14 protein-coding genes are annotated in these 14,701 nt (G+C 61.5%); 7 read left to right on the top strand and 7 right to left on the bottom strand.

Annotated features, from left to right (window positions below; translation table 11 throughout):
- Positions 1 to 93 precede the first annotated feature (93 nt).
- From RW095_RS09310 to RW095_RS09285, 6 genes are all read left to right on the top strand, one after another.
- Positions 94 to 936: an NAD-dependent epimerase/dehydratase family protein gene (locus tag RW095_RS09310; RefSeq protein ID WP_317018639.1), complete on the top strand. Its 843-nt coding sequence runs from the start codon at positions 94 to 96 to the stop codon at positions 934 to 936.
- Positions 933 to 1,886 carry an SMP-30/gluconolactonase/LRE family protein gene (locus RW095_RS09305; RefSeq protein WP_317018638.1) on the top strand — a complete coding sequence of 318 codons (954 nt, stop codon included), beginning with the start codon at positions 933 to 935 and terminating at the stop codon, positions 1,884 to 1,886. Before RW095_RS09310 ends, RW095_RS09305 begins: the two co-directional genes overlap by 4 nt.
- 659 nt (positions 1,887 to 2,545) lie before the next feature.
- Positions 2,546 to 3,538 carry a TRAP transporter substrate-binding protein gene (locus RW095_RS09300; RefSeq protein ID WP_128587178.1) on the top strand — a complete coding sequence of 331 codons (993 nt, stop codon included), beginning with the start codon at positions 2,546 to 2,548 and terminating at the stop codon, positions 3,536 to 3,538.
- 161 nt (positions 3,539 to 3,699) lie between these two features.
- Positions 3,700 to 4,170: a TRAP transporter small permease gene (locus RW095_RS09295; RefSeq protein WP_027779401.1), complete on the top strand. Its 471-nt coding sequence runs from the start codon at positions 3,700 to 3,702 to the stop codon at positions 4,168 to 4,170.
- Positions 4,171 to 4,177: 7 nt separating this feature from the next.
- Positions 4,178 to 5,530: a TRAP transporter large permease gene (locus tag RW095_RS09290; protein ID WP_317018636.1), complete on the top strand. Its 1,353-nt coding sequence runs from the start codon at positions 4,178 to 4,180 to the stop codon at positions 5,528 to 5,530.
- A gap of 78 nt (positions 5,531 to 5,608) precedes the next feature.
- On the top strand, positions 5,609 to 6,814 hold the full coding sequence (locus tag RW095_RS09285; RefSeq protein ID WP_317018634.1) for a porin: 1,206 nt from the start codon (positions 5,609 to 5,611) through the stop codon (positions 6,812 to 6,814).
- A 110-nt stretch (positions 6,815 to 6,924) separates the two neighbouring features.
- Here the strand turns inward: RW095_RS09285 and RW095_RS09280 are convergent, their stop codons facing one another.
- The 3 genes from RW095_RS09280 to RW095_RS09270 all read right to left on the bottom strand — a co-directional run bounded on the left by RW095_RS09280 (position 6,925) and on the right by RW095_RS09270 (position 8,914).
- On the bottom strand, positions 6,925 to 7,116 hold the full coding sequence (locus RW095_RS09280; protein ID WP_128587183.1) for a 4-oxalocrotonate tautomerase: 192 nt from the start codon (positions 7,114 to 7,116) through the stop codon (positions 6,925 to 6,927).
- Between the two features lie 103 nt (positions 7,117 to 7,219).
- The gene (locus RW095_RS09275; RefSeq protein ID WP_128587185.1) at positions 7,220 to 7,996 is read right to left on the bottom strand and encodes a class II aldolase/adducin family protein; all 777 of its coding nucleotides are present in this window, start codon (positions 7,994 to 7,996) and stop codon (positions 7,220 to 7,222) included.
- Positions 7,997 to 8,050: 54 nt separating this feature from the next.
- Complete coding sequence (locus RW095_RS09270; protein WP_317018632.1) at positions 8,051 to 8,914, bottom strand: urea transporter; 864 nt, start codon at positions 8,912 to 8,914, stop codon at positions 8,051 to 8,053.
- A gap of 251 nt (positions 8,915 to 9,165) precedes the next feature.
- On the opposite strand from RW095_RS09270, the gene RW095_RS09265 reads away from it, so the two are divergent.
- The gene (locus tag RW095_RS09265; RefSeq protein ID WP_317018631.1) at positions 9,166 to 9,720 is read left to right on the top strand and encodes a putative glycolipid-binding domain-containing protein; all 555 of its coding nucleotides are present in this window, start codon (positions 9,166 to 9,168) and stop codon (positions 9,718 to 9,720) included.
- Here RW095_RS09265 and RW095_RS09260 read toward each other — a convergent pair.
- From RW095_RS09260 to RW095_RS09245, 4 genes are all read right to left on the bottom strand, one after another.
- Entirely contained in the window at positions 9,695 to 11,041 is a 1,347-nt protein-coding gene (locus RW095_RS09260) for an alpha/beta fold hydrolase (protein WP_317018630.1), read from the bottom strand. The two genes, RW095_RS09265 and RW095_RS09260, sit on opposite strands and share 26 nt — an antisense overlap.
- A gap of 56 nt (positions 11,042 to 11,097) precedes the next feature.
- On the bottom strand, positions 11,098 to 12,009 hold the full coding sequence (locus RW095_RS09255; protein ID WP_317018629.1) for an SDR family NAD(P)-dependent oxidoreductase: 912 nt from the start codon (positions 12,007 to 12,009) through the stop codon (positions 11,098 to 11,100).
- 45 nt (positions 12,010 to 12,054) lie between these two features.
- Positions 12,055 to 13,650 (bottom strand): flavin-containing monooxygenase, encoded by a 1,596-nt coding sequence (locus RW095_RS09250; protein ID WP_317018628.1) that lies wholly within the window; start codon positions 13,648 to 13,650, stop codon positions 12,055 to 12,057.
- Between the two features lie 161 nt (positions 13,651 to 13,811).
- Positions 13,812 to 14,657, bottom strand: coding sequence for a MerR family transcriptional regulator (locus RW095_RS09245; RefSeq protein WP_317019807.1), 846 nt, complete (start codon positions 14,655 to 14,657; stop codon positions 13,812 to 13,814).
- Positions 14,658 to 14,701: the final 44 nt, after the last annotated feature.

The raw sequence follows: 14,701 nt of genomic DNA, 5'->3' as shown, positions 1-14,701 counted from the left end.
CGTTTTACATTGGGCTTGACGGCTCGTTGCATGACTGGCTCTATTCGCCTTTGATTGCTTCACTGACAGTGGCTACTCATAAATACAAAAGACATGACTGATTCGAATTCTGACCGCGCGGCTGCACAAAAACCTTTTCGACGCCTTCTGCTCACCGGGGCGGCGGGCAACCTCGGCACGCAATTGCGCGGCGCACTCGCCGCGTGGGCCGACGTCGTGCGCGTAACCGACATAGCGCCGCTCGGCGAAGTGGCAGAGCACGAAGAAGCGGCGATCGTCGACCTCGCAGACGAAGCCGCGGTTCACGCGCTGCTCGAAGGCGTGGATGCGGTGATCCATCTCGGCGGCATTTCCGTCGAGGCGCCTTTCGAAGATCTGCTCGAAGCGAATATTCGCGGACTGTACAACCTGTATTCGGCTGCGCAGAAACAGGGCGTGAAGCGCGTCGTGTATGCGAGCTCGAATCACGCAGTGGGTTTTCACCCAGTGACCGAAGTGGTGGATATCGACGCCCCGTTGCGCCCCGACAGCCTGTACGGCGTGACCAAATGCTTCGGCGAATCGCTGTCGCGCTACTACTTCGACCGCTTTGGCCTGGAGACGGTGTGTCTGCGGATCGGCTCGTCGTTCGAACAGCCGAAGAACCCGCGCATGCTCGTCACGTATCTCAGCTTTCGCGACTTCATCGAGCTCGTGCGCTGTTCGCTGTTCACCAATCGCGTCGGCCACGCGATCGTGTACGGCGTGTCCGACAATCGCACGAAGTGGGTCGATAACACAAAGGCGGCGTTCCTGGGCTTTCGTCCGCAGGACAGCTCGGTCCAATTCGAACATCTCTTCCCTGTCGCGGCTCCCACCGCCGATCTCGACGATCCCACGCAACGCTTCCAGGGCGGCGCCTTTGTGCTGGCCGGACCGATGGAGCCGAAGCGATGAGCGCGCCGGCCAATCCGCGCGTCGAGCGAGTGGAGGCAGCGGGGCAGGCGCCGGCTCTCGTCGGTGAAAGTCCGGTCTGGCGTGTTGCCGAACAGGCGCTTTACTGGGTGGACATTCCTGCGCAAAAAATCGTGCGCCTCGTGGTGGAGACGCGCGAGCGCTCCGAATGGCTGTTGCCCGAGAAGGTCGCGTGTATCGCGTTCGACCGTCGCGGCACGGTGCTGGCAGGCTGCGAGACCGGACTCTTTGCGGTGACTCTGAGCGAGATTTCGACCGACGCCACGGCGCAAGCCGTGCGCGCTAGCGAGCCCGTCGAAGTAACCGGACGCAAGCTCGCCGCGCCTGTATTCCCTTGTGGCGACATGCGTTTCAACGACGGCCGCTGCGACCGGCAAGGTCGCTTCTGGGCCGGAACGATGGTGCAGGACATGGCCGCAGCCAATCCGGCCGGTGCGCTCTTTCGGTTCGACGCACAGGGCGTGCTCTCGGCGCCGATTGTCGACGGGCTCATTACACAAAACGGTCTGGGCTGGTCGCCGGATGGCAAAACCATGTATCTGTCCGACTCGCATCCGCTGCGCAAGCAGATATGGGCTTTCGACTACGAAGTCGAGACGGGTAAGCCGAGCAACCGCCGCGTCTTCGCAGATCTGAACCACTATGTGGGCCGACCCGATGGCGCCGCTGTGGATTCCGACGGCTGCTACTGGATCTGTGCGAACGACGCGGGCGCACTGCTGCGCTTTACGCCGCAAGGCAAACTCGACCGGCAGATTGCCGTGCCTGCGATCAAGCCGGCCATGTGCGCGTTCGGCGGGCGCAATCTCGACACGCTCTTCGTCACGTCGATTCGTCCGGGCGCGGGTGCCAACGAACATGACGGGCATCTTTTCGCGGTACGTCCTGGCGTGAGCGGCTTGCCTGAGCCGGAATTCGCCGGCGAACTCTAAGCCGCCGCGCAGTGTTGTCGAGTAGGGCGCTGGCCTGCCACCTAGCCGGTGCGCGCTGCTCACGTCCTGTTATTCATCACTCGTCATACAACATTGTCGTGCAAATGCGACATTTGCGGTTGCGACGGGTGCATCTGCGCCGTTTCAGATCCGCTGTTCATTTCTCCGCGCAATTGGCCGCACGGCCTCGCCCCGCCCCGCACGGCGCGCCTTCAGGTCATCCGTACCGAACTGTTGTTTCCTCGGGTAAATACCGTCTGTACAACTCAAACTGCGTTTAATAGACTTTATACGTCGTCATACAACGTATAAGCGCAAACAGATAGCTTTCTGCGCTTTTCGAGATGGCAGCGCGCTAAGTGGCGCACTTTGGCGCGCGCAATGGCTCGCGCGAAAGTGCGCCGACGCAGCAGAAGTACAAGAAGTCGAGTTGTCCGACAGGAGTGCTGATCATTGTGCCGGGACGTTGCACGGACAGCACGGCAAAGCGTTCGCCAACGGTAGGAGACCACGAGCGCCGCGCCGGGAGACCCAGCAAAACCATGTCACATCCGGGACGGCCGTTCTGGACTAGCCGTCCGCGACTAGCCGTCCGCGACTAGCCAGCCGTCAGCGGCCTTCCGCATCGATTGGGTGTCTATTTTTCAAGGAATGTCATGATGAACAAGAAGTTCGCCTCTTCCCGTGTTTCGTTGATCGTCGCCGCATCGGTGCTGGCCTTTGGCGCCATGTCGGCGCAAGCGCGCGTGTTCCGCGTGTCGGACGTGCACGGCGACACCTACCCGACCAATATGGCCGTGAAATACATGGGTGAGCAGATCAAGACGGCAACCGGCGGCAAGGATTCCGTGAAGGTCTTTGGCAACAGCGCACTTGGTTCGGAAAACGACACAATTGACCAGGTGCGCATCGGCGCGCTCGACATGGCGCGTGCAAACGGCGCGGCATTCAACGAGATCGTGCCCGAATCGATGATTCCGTCGCTGCCGTTCCTGTTCCGTGACATCGACCATTTCCGCAAGGTGATGTACGGCCCGGAAGGCCAGAAGATTCTGGACGCCTTCAAGGCAAAGGGAATGATCGCGCTGACGTTCTATGAAAGCGGTGCCCGTTCCATCTACACGAAGAAGCCGATCCACACGCCGGCCGACATGAAGGGTCTGAAGGTCCGCGTGCAGCCGTCCGATCTCATGGTCGACGAAATCAGGGCAATGGGTGGCACGCCGACGCCGATGCCGTTTGCCGAAGTCTATACGGGACTGAAGACCGGCCTCGTCGACGCAGCGGAAAACAACCTGCCTTCTTACGAAGAGACCAAGCACTTCGAAGTCGCGCCGATCTATTCGCAAACCCAGCATTCGATGACGCCGGAAGTTCTGGTCTTCTCGAAGAAGGTCTGGGACACGTTGTCGCCGCAAGAGCAGGAAATCATCAAGAAGGCCGCGGCCGACTCGGTGCCTTATTACCAGAAGCTGTGGACCGCGCGTGAGAACGACGCGAGCAAGACGGTGACGAAGGGCGGCGCGCAAATCGTCGCATCGTCGCAGATCGATCGCGCGGCTTTCGTCAAGGTGATGCAGCCGGTTTGGGCGAAGTACGAGAAGACGCCGCAAATGAAGCAACTCGTCGACGAGATCCAGGCAATCAAGTAACGCTCGCATCGCGCTTTCGCGACAGCGGAAAGGCCTTGCAGAAAAACTGCGAGGCTTTCTGCTGTCTGCCGGTTGCGTAACCGGTGACGGAAAGCAGCGAAAGTAGCATTACTAACGAGTAAAAACGGTCCGTCGTAGGCAAGAATGGGGTCAAGAGATTCATGAAACGGCCAAACGATTTTATCTTTCGCGCGCTGGCTGTCATCGCCTCGCTCAGCCTCGCAGCGCTGAGTCTGCTGGTGATCTACAGCGTCGTGATGCGCTACGTGTTTAGCGACGCTCCCGATTTCGTCGAGCCGATCGCATTGTTGCTGGTGATCGTGATCGCGATGTTCGGCGCAGCGCTGAAGGTCCGCGAAGGCGGCCATATCGGGCTCGATTCGCTGGTGAAGAGCTTGCCGGAAAAAGGTCAGCTCGCCGCGCACACGTTCCAGCATCTGTGTCTCATCGCGCTCGCCGTGGCGATTTTCTTCGGCTCGCTGCAGATGGCCGAGACCACGCTGCATGACAAGATTCCAATTCTCGGCTTGCCCGAAGCTCTCCGCTATGTGATCCCGGTCATTGCCAGCGTCTGCATCGCGTTGTTCTCATTCGAGAACCTTCTGACGCTTTTCGCAAAGAAACACAAATAGAACAATCATGGAACTTGCACTCCTCTCTATCAGCTTTATCGTATTTCTGGTGCTCGGCGTTCCTGTTTCGTTCGCGCTGGGGCTGTCGTGCGTGCTGACGTATCTGTATGAAGGGCTGCCCGCGGCCACCGCGATGCAGTCGATGATCTCCGGGATGAACGCGTTCTCGTTCCTCGCTGTGCCGTTCTTCATCTTCTCCGGCGAACTGATGTTGCACGGCGGCATCGCCGATCGCATCCTGCGTTTCGCGCAGGCCACGGTCGGCCATTTCCGCGGCGGCCTCGGCATGGCGAACGTCGTCGCATGCACGCTGTTCGGCGGCGTCTCGGGTTCGCCCACGGCGGACACGTCGGCAATGGGCGGCGTCGTGATTCCGCTGATGAAGCGCGAGGGTTACAGCGCCGCTTACGCGGTCAACGTGACGACGCATTCGTCGCTCGCGGGCGCGCTGATGCCGACGTCGACGAACATGATCATCTACGCGTTCGCGGCGCAAGGCATTACGGGCACGCTGAACGGTGTGCCGATGAGCGGCGTGTCGATCGGCGATCTGCTGTTCTCGGGGCTGTTGCCCGTGCTGTGGGTGATGGGCTTTGTGCTGATCGCCGCGTACTGGCAAGCCGTGCGCTATGGTTACCCACGCCGTCCCGACGGTTCGACCGGACTGCAGCGCTTCCCGGGCTGGCTGGCGGTCGCGCGGACTTTCCTCGGCGCATTGCCCGGCCTGATGGTGATCGCGATCATTCTGGTCTGCGTGGCGAAGGGTATCGCAACAGCGACGGAAGCCGCTGCTATTGCGGTGGCTTATTCGCTGGTGCTGACGGTCGTGGTGTATCGCTCGATGACGCTGAAGAAGCTCTCCTTCGCATTGTCGAAGGCCGCGAAGACCACAGGCGTCGTGCTGCTGCTGATCGGTGTATCGAACATGCTGCGCTACCAGATGGCGTATCTGGAGATCCCGGATGCGATCGAGCACATGCTCGACGGCGCAACGAGCATCCCCTGGTTGATGCTGCTGTATATCAACATCATTCAGGTATTCCTCGGCACGTTCGTGGACATGGCGGCGCACATTCTCATCACCACGCCGTTATTCCTGCCGATGGCGATGCATAGCGGCGTCGGTCCCGTGCAGTTCGGCATCATGATCCTGCTGAACTGCGCATTGGGTCTCGTTCACCCGCCGATCGGCTCGGTGCAGTTCATTGGTTGCGCGATCGGCAATGTGTCGATTGGGGAAACTACCAAGGTGGCTTGGCCTTATTACCTCGCTATCTTCAGCGCCATCAATATTGTGACTTACGTGCCGATGTTTTCCACTTGGTTGCCGAGCGTGATTAATGGACACCCGGTCTTCTGACTGAAATCCCCGATTCACCGGTTGCGCGGTTCAGACAATGACCGGTAGTCAAGAACATTTTTTTAAAGAGGAGCATAAATGAAAAAGGCACTAGCAACCTCCGCCCTTGGCCTGTTCGCCCTCGGCGCACACGCTCAGAGCAGCGTGACGTTGTACGGTATCGTCGATACGGGGATCGGCTATCAAAGCAGCTCGACGACGCTCGGCTCGACTTCGGGCGGCCGCTCGGTTGTGAAGATGAACAACGGCATCTGGGCGGGTAGCCGCTTCGGCCTGAAGGGTGGCGAGGATCTTGGCGGCGGCACGAAGGCCATTTTCCAGTTGGAGCAGGGCTTCAACAGCGCAACCGGCGCACAGAGCGTGAACGGCCTCGGCTTCAGCCGCCAGGCATGGATCGGCGTGACGAATCCCACGTACGGTACGCTGACGGCCGGCCGTCAGTACACGTCGTACTACACGCTGCTGTCGCCGTACAGCCCGACTACGTGGCTGACGGGCGCTTACGGCGCGCATCCGGGCGACCTCGATTCGCTGGATACGATCTATCGCGCGAATAACTCCCTCGTGTACACGTCGCCGAGCATGTATGGCCTGACGGTGAGCGGTTCGTACTCGCTGGGCGGCGTGCCGGGCAGCTTCAACGCCGGCTCGACGTGGAGCGCCGCGGTGCAGTACCTGAACGGTCCGTTCGGTATCGCAGCAGGCTTCCAGCGCATCAACAATTCGACGCCCGGTGGCGGTCTCTGGGGCCCCGATTCGACTACGTCGAACAATGGCGCGACGACCGGCCCGGGTCTGTCCGGCATCATCAACGGTTACCGCACGGCGCAGGCTCAGCAGCGCGTCGCGGTTACGGGCGGCTACGCGTTCAGCTCGCAATGGGACGTGTCGTTCTCGTACTCGAATGTGCAATACATTCCGGGTGTGAATTCGGCTTTCCGTCACCAGGCGACCTTCAACACGGGTGGCGCAGTACTGCACTTCAAGCCGACCGGTGCACTGGATCTGGCAGCCGGCTATAGCTACACGCGTGCGACCGAATCGAACGGTATTTCGAGCGCAGCGAGCTATCACCAGTTCAACCTCTCGCAGTACTACAGCCTCTCGAAGCGTACCGGTCTGTATGCGGTGGAAGCGTATCAGCGTGCGAACGGCCAGACGATTGGCAACAACGGCGTGAGCATCATCAACGCGACGGCCGATATCGGCGACGGTCAGAACAGCGCGCCGTCGTCGTCGCGCAGCCAGGTTGCAGGCGGCGTGGGCATCATTCACCGCTTCTAATGGCTTTAGGGTAGCGGCGGCGTGTTGCTACGCCGCCACAGCGACGCATTTAATTCATGCGTCGCAGAGCAATAAAGACGCTGCGCGCACCACGCGCGCAGCGTTTCAATTCAACTTCCGCTGTCGGACCACAAGCGTCCTCCTGTTGCCCAATTCTCGCGCTTCACGTCGGTAAGAATGATGTCCACCGAATTCGGCTCCACGCCGAGCGATTCGCAAGTCGCTTTCGTGATTGCTTCGACAAATTGGCGTTTCTGTTCCAGCGAACGGCCTTCAAACAGTTCGATATGAAACGTGGGCATGGTTCAGCTCCGTTGAGAATGTAATCGACGCCGCGCGCCGCATGATTAATTGCGGCATTCATCGCGCGGTATGGTCAGGCGTAATTCACGTATTAGTGGCCTATCAGTCGCGATAGGTCGGATCGAGACGATCCAGCTTGCGCAGCAACGCAGGCCATTCAAGTGTTCCTTCAATTGCGCCGCCGTCATGCAGTCGCTCGGCCGTGCGCGTGGCGACCGCGTCGTCGGGCACGACCAGTGGGGCGCCGCAAGCTTGTGCCTGCAACTGGATCTCGCACGCTTTGAGCAACGTGGCCATCAGCACGTACGCTTCGGCGACGGTGCGGCCCACGGTCAGCGGGCCGTGATTGCGCAGCAGCATGGCCGGCTTGTCCGCCAGATGCTCGACGAGGCGCCGGCTCTCGGCCGGCGTGAAGGCGAGGCCGTCATAGTCGTGATACGCGAGCTGCCGATAAAAACGCAGCGCGTGTTGTGACGCGGGCAGCAATCCCGCTGGCTGTGCGGACACGGCCACGCCTGCCGTGCTGTGCAAATGCATCACGCAGAACGCGTCTGCGCGAGCCGCATGCACTGCGGCGTGAATGGCGAAGCCCGTCACGTTCACCGCATGTTCGCTCGCGCCGACAATGTTGCCGTCGATGTCGATCTTGACGAGATTCGACGCGCTCACCTCGTCGAATGCAAGACCGAACGGATTGATCAGAAAGTGGCCCGGCTCGTCTGGAACGCTCGCGGAGATGTGTGTGTAGATCAGGTCGTCCCAACCGTTGAGCGCGACGAGGCGATACGCGGCGGCCAGGTCGACGCGAGTCTGCTGCTCCGCTTGCGACGTCGGCCCGGATTGCGCAATGCGGCCTGCGGGTGTGTGGATGAAAGACATACATGTCTCCTCAGGTTGTCTGATATTCGCCGATCCTGCCTGACGGCCGGAGTCTCAGCGAATGGTACGCTGCCTCAGCCATTGCACGCTCCACGTTGCAGCGACGAACGGTGCGCTTAGCGCCGCGAAGCCGACGTAAGCCGCCGCCGCTTGCAACGCCACAGAAATAGCCACGCCGCCGAGCATCCACAAGACGCCGCAATCGGTCAGTGCGAGTGCAGTGAGGGCGCCGTTGAATCCTAGCAGGCCTGCGTCGAACGAGCTTGCCGCCGCGCCCAGCAGAATATGCAGGCTGCTTGCGAGTGCCGCGCCAATCAGCGCGCACAGCGCGTGTCGTGTCGATGCCGCCGCGATCCCGATCAGCACGAATGCACCGGCCAATGCGCCCGACGCGAAGCCGGTTTGCGCGAGACCGGCGAGTACGCCGGTGCCGAGCTGCGCCGCGTCGAGTGTAGATGTTGCTGCGAGACGCGCCGGCTCAGGTCCGCTTGCCACCATCGGCAGCCAGAGCCACGTGACGATCAGGAACGGGCTTGAGAAGTAGCCCAACTGACGCGTGCGCAGCCATCGCGACCACGGTTCGAGAAGCCATGCCGTGCCTGTGGCTGCGAGAATCGCGATTGCGGCGGCCGTCGCATTGTCGGCAATGAAGCTGAACGCGGCGAGTCCGGCCAATGCGCCGTTAAAGCCGTGCAGACCGGCGCGCAGGTCATCGTCGGAATAAGCGGTAAGCATCGCACTCACGTTGGCCGCGACTGCGCCGATCAAAGCAGCACATGCAAGGCGCGGGTCGCAAAGCAGCCAGCCTGCAACGAGGCACGCGCCCGTGAATGCGTTCGCCTGGAGCACGATCTGCCCAAGGCTGCGCAGCAGTGTGCGCAAGGCGGCGGGGTGCGCTTCGGTCGCGGCGGCGTGCATGGTTTCCGGTGGATGAGCGTTCGGCGGCGCGCGTCTTTGGAATCGAATGGCGCGCCATAGGCGAAGAGTTGCGAACCGCGAGCATAGGGCAAGGGCGCGGCGGCGTGCATGGTCGCGCGTTGATAGTGGCTATTTGCAGAGCCTTCGCACGATGTGACGGTAGGACGACGTATCGGCGATTGTCCGGCGTTCGCGCTACGATATGAAGCGCGACGCGCTTGCCGCGCGTTTCATCATAGGGAGGCCATTTGATGCGGGAACTACGGTGGGCATCGCAAGAGGGCGACGGAGTCGAACACCTGTCGTTCGACGCACGCGACGACGGCTTCGAAGTAGAAAGCGTCGTGGTCGGGCAGCGCTACGGCAAGGCCTACGGGTTGCACTACAAAGTGCGCTGTGACGCGCAATGGCGCACGCGTTACGCATGGCTGAAGATCGTGGCCGGAGGAGAACTGGAATTGCACGGCGACGGCGAGGGCAATTGGCGCGATGGGCACGGCCTGCTGTTGAGCGCCATTGAAGGATGCATTGACATCGACATTGCCGCTACGCCGTTTACCAACACGTTGCCGATTCGCCGGCTACAACTTACGCAAGGGGAGCGTCGGCCTATCCAGGTCGCGTACATCTCTACACCGGACTTGCAGGTGACGCGCGTCGAGCAGGCGTATTCGTGTGTCGAGTTGAACCGCGAGTATCGCTATGAAGGGATCTTCCGCGACTTCACGGCGAATATGAAAGTTGACGATGACGGCCTTGTAATCGACTATCCCACGCTATTCACTCGCCTGCCGCGCGAGCGTTGAACAAGGACGTGACCGAGCCACCCGGCTCGGTCAGATGCCGCGCGACAAAGCGTTCGATCTGCATGGGGTCACGCGACGCGTCAACGCGTTCGGTCACGCGCAGCCACAGCGGCCACATGCGTACTCGGCCCATGCGCCACACAAGTTCCGGCAGCCACGGCAGATGAAAAAAGAAGATGTACCAGGATCTGAGCATCTGACGAATGCCGACGCGCGGCGAACGGTTCGTCATCCTACGTTTGTTGTGAGCGTCATGTCCTCCGCGCAACCCGACCGACCCTTGATCAAGGCATGGGCCGGAGATAGAGGTAAATGACCTGATGCGGCCTTTGAATTGCGGGTCGGTTACTGCTTCCCAGCTTTGAATGGACCCCCACTCGTGGCCGACCAGATGAAAGGGCTGCTGGCCGCAGGCGGCATTCACGACTGCGCAAAGGTCGGCGGCGAGTCGTTCGATACGGTATCCGTTGCGTGTGGCCGGCGCCTCCGATGCGCCGGCGCCGCGCACGTCGTAGCTTATGACGCGGTAGCGCGAGTCGAGTTGCGCGCGATTGTCGTGATCCCACGGATGAAAGCCGGGCCGGAAAAAGCTCAGCCATTCAGCGGCAACACGTGGAAAGACGCCATGACGCGGGCCGTAAAGATATTTCACGACGCGCCACATGCCGCGCAGATGACCGCCGCGTTTGCGGTCTGCAATCAGGAGGCGTACACGGAAGTCGAACACGATCAGCCAGAAAGTGATGGTGGTGGCGAGCATGACGCCTGTACGTAGCAGATAACGCCCGAGTCCAGGCTTGAGTACCGTATTCCACACGTCGTAGGAAACGGCTTTGTGCTCGGTTTCTTCGAGCGCGTGCCACGTCCACATTTGCGCATAACCGTCGACGGACCCTCCGATGCGCGACGCGTCTTCGAGCAGCAGGCCCGCAAGCATGGCCGTGTAATGTTCGAGGCACACGGTAACGGCCAATTGATACGGATGCGGCAGCACCTTGCGGCCGAAGTTGAGAATCGCCCACAGCCGTTTGTCTAGCTTATGCGCAGGCAAGCCGGCTTGTTCCAGCAGATCGTTGTATTCGACGTGCTCGCGCGTGTGCATCGCTTCCTGGCCGATAAAGCCGAGTACCTGCTTCTTGAGCACTGGGTCGTCGATCTGATCGCGATAGTTGCGCACGCTGTCCATGAAAAAGCGCTCGCCAGCGGGAAAGAGCAGCGAAAGCGCGTTGAAGAAGTGTGTCACATGCGAGCCTTGTGCGTGCCAGTCGCATGCGCGGTCCTGCGGGAGGTTGAAGCGTAAGTCGCGGCGAATGGGCATCATGGCCTTTCTCCTCGTGATTCCTTGAGCGTCTGGATGGTGCTGTCAGGCGCGTTACATCAAGCGCGCCTGCCGCTGGCAAGCTGCGCCGCGCGCCGGGCGCGTTTCTCCGCGATGCGCTTCATGCGCCGCGTTTGCAGCACGACAAGTGCCTGGTAAGCGGCGGGCAGCGTGCGCGCGAGCCAGTCGGCGGCGCGCGCATCGCGGCCGATCAGCACGCGCCGCTTGTTCCTGCGCACGGCGTCGAGGAAAACACGGGCGCCTTCGTCGGCGGTGGTGATGAAGAGCTTCTCGAAGTCGTCTTTGCCTTGCTGCTCGTTCTCCAGCATGAAGCCGACCATGTTCGGCGCAATGCGGCTCGACTGCGCGATGCTTGTACGGATGCCGCCCGGATGCACGCACGTAGCCGACACGCCGCATTTCATCAGGTCGAGTTCCTGGCGCAGCGCCTCGGTGAAGCCGCGGACCGCGAACTTCGTCGCGTTGTAGCCGCTCATGCCAGGCTGCGCGAAAAGGCCGAATACACTCGACGTGTTGACGATATGGCCTTCGCCCGACGTCTTCAAATGCGGTAGAAACGCTTTGGTGCCATGCACGACGCCCCAGAAGTTGATGCCGACGATCCACTCCAGATCCGCGTATTCCATGCCTTCAATCGTACTCGAGAGCGCGACGCCCGCGTTGTTGAACACGAGGTTCACGCGCCGATGCTGCTCGACGGTTTCCGCGGCCCACGCGAACATTGCGGTTCGGTCCGAGACATCGAACACAGCGGTGGTGATCAGCAGCGGCGCGCCAACGATATGCGGCGCGGCCGTCTGCGCAAGCCGAGCGGTCTCCTCGAGGCTCGTCGCGTTGCGGTCGGCAAGGGCCAGGTGGCAGCCTTCTCGCGCGAGCCGGATCGCGAGCGAGCGGCCCATGCCGGAGCCCGCGCCTGTTATCGCGGCAACCTTGTCGTTGAAATGCTTCATTGGTTCTCCCGTCCTCTCTGAAGGTGCGTTGTCGTTATGCGTGTTTCAGGTGGCTTCAGCCGATGCGGCAGCCTCCGCGCTAGCGTGCACGCTATGCGGCGAGGCCGTATGTGTGGCCGGTGTCTCGGGGGCGGACGTAAAAGCGAAGTAATCGTCCATGCTGAAGGTGCTGGTGGCCTGGCGGAATTTGTACGCGAACCCCGGCCACAGCGTGGTATTCGTGCCGGTTCTCGGATCGAGATACCAACTCTTGCAGCCGCCCGTCGACCAGATTGCGCGGCCAAGTTTGTGCTGGATCTTTTCGTTGTATGCGCGCTCCACCTGCGGGCGAACTTCGATCGCCTCGACACGTTCGCTGCGCATGGTCTTCAGCGCGCGCAAGATGTACTCGACTTGCGACTCGATCATGAACACCATCGAGTTGTGGCCGAGTCCCGTGTTCGGACCCACGATCATGAAAAAGTTCGGATAACCAGGCAACGCCGTTCCGAGGTATGCATGCGCGCCGTCGCGCCATGTATCGACGATGTCGACGCCGCCGCGTCCGCGCGCCACGCCTCGCGGGAAAGGATCGGCGACCTGGAAGCCGGTGCCGAAGATCAGACAGTCGACCGGATGACGCGCGCCGTCGCTCGTGATCACCGCGTCTTCGTCGATGCGCTCGATAGCGCTCGCGGTCACCGTTACGTTCGCACGCGACAGGGCGGGGAAGTAGTCGTTCGAGATCAGAATGCGCTTGCAGCCCATTGTGTAATTCGGCGTGAGCGTCGCGCGCAATTGCGGATCGCGCACCTGCCGGTGTAAATGCCGCTCGGCGACTTTCTGCGCGGTCTTCATTAGCGAGGGATGAATCGCGAAGCCGAGCGCGCGCGATTCGAGCATGCAGTAGAGCGCCGAACGCATGATCTTTTGCGTGACTGGTACGTGTCTGAAAAGCCACTGCTCGAACGGTCGCACCGGGCGGTCGGCCTTCGGCATGATCCACGGCGGCGTACGCTGGAACACATCGAGATGCGCGACGCGAGAGGCGATTTGCGGCACGAACTGGATCGCGCTCGCGCCGGTGCCGATCACGGCCACGCGTTTGCCTTCGAGCGGATATGCATGATCCCAATGCTGCGAGTGAAACGAGTTGCCCTTGAATCGTTCGATGCCGGGAATGTCGGGTATCGCCGCGCGCGAGAGGCCGCCCATCGCCGGGATCAGGACGCGCGCCGACCACTGTTGTCCGTTGGCGAAGCGCAGGTGCCAGCGGTGGCGCGTGTCGTCGTAGACAGCGCTCGCAAGTTCATGACCAAAACGCAGATGCCGCGCGACGCCGAAGCGTCGCGTGCATTCCTCGAGATATGCGCGGATTTCCGGCTGACGCGCGAACATGCGGCTCCAACGCGGATTCGGTGCGAACGAAAACGAATAAACGTGCGATTGCACGTCGCACGCGCAGCCCGGGTAGTGGTTGTCGCGCCATGTGCCGCCGACCGAATCGGCTTTTTCCGCGACCATGAAATCGGTGAGGCCGAATTGCCGCAAGCGAATCGCAATGCCTAGCCCCGCGAAGCCGCTCCCGATAATGGCGATGTCCGTCTCGACACGCGCGAATGCGCCATGGTCGGCGGCGTCGTGTGGCATGCGTGCGTTCATTCGGACCGCCTCCTTATTACGCTCTTAACTGTTACATTGATTGATGTAACGATAGGGCCGAACAACGGACGACGCAAGAGGACGTCTAGACGCCAAACTCTAGGGGTGAAGAGCGCGGGGGCTCACGCGATTGCCAGTGACGCGCCGGCCGGCGCATCGGACTATTTCTTCGGCCGCTTCGTTTTACCGGCGGAGCGGGCCAGCTTCTTTTCCATGATGGCCGTGACGCGATCGCCGAGATAGTCGCCGGAGGCCTCTTCAAGCGCGCGGTTCATCTCGCTTTCAACGAGCACCATAGCGAGCGGCCGCACGCGCCAGATCGCCTCAACGAGGGCCGGCACGTCGGCGGGCGGCGGCAGCGCATCGGGATCGTAGCGGTCCAGTTGGCGGACCACCAGGTCGACTAGCGCGTTGGCGATTGCGCTGAAATGCGGCCGCGCGACGCCGACGGCGTCGAGCAGATCGGCAAGCGGAATGCCTTCTTTCGCGAGCGTGGCGCCGGCGGCGAGAGCAGTGGGGCTGCCCGAAACGAACGACAGGCCGTCGCGTTCCAGCAGGCCGAGATCGACCGCTTTCGCGAGGGCGCTCGGAGAAGCTTTGTCACCGAACATTTGCAGCAGTTCGACCAACGAATACTTCTTCGGATGTTCGCGCGACCAGCGCCCGCCAATCGCGGTTTCGAGGCCCAGAATGGAGCGAAGATCGTGGCCTTCGTCCACGGCCTTGATCAGATCCTGGATGTTCGCGAGCGTGTAGCCGCGAGAAAGCAGATGATTGATCAGCTTCAGACGCGACACGTGCGTGTCGTCATACACGCCCACCCGGCCGCGCTTTTCGGGTGGCGCGAGAAGGCCGCGGTCCTGATACGCCCGCACGTTTCGCACCGTCGTGTCGCTCACACGCGCGAGTTCGTCGACGGTGTATTCGTTGCGCGGCGCGGCGCCTGTGGACATGTCCGAGGCGCCGGGCGAGGATGACGGCGAGGTGGAGGGCGGCGTGTTAGGCATGCCCGGAATTTTACCCCGCTGCATGGAGGCGGACCAGCACGACG

The organism is Paraburkholderia kirstenboschensis (assembly GCF_032806925.1).
Taxonomy (GTDB): Bacteria; Pseudomonadota; Gammaproteobacteria; order Burkholderiales; family Burkholderiaceae; genus Paraburkholderia; species Paraburkholderia kirstenboschensis.
Note: the sequence above shows the minus strand (reverse complement) of the source record. Positions and strands in the feature narration are given on the sequence as shown.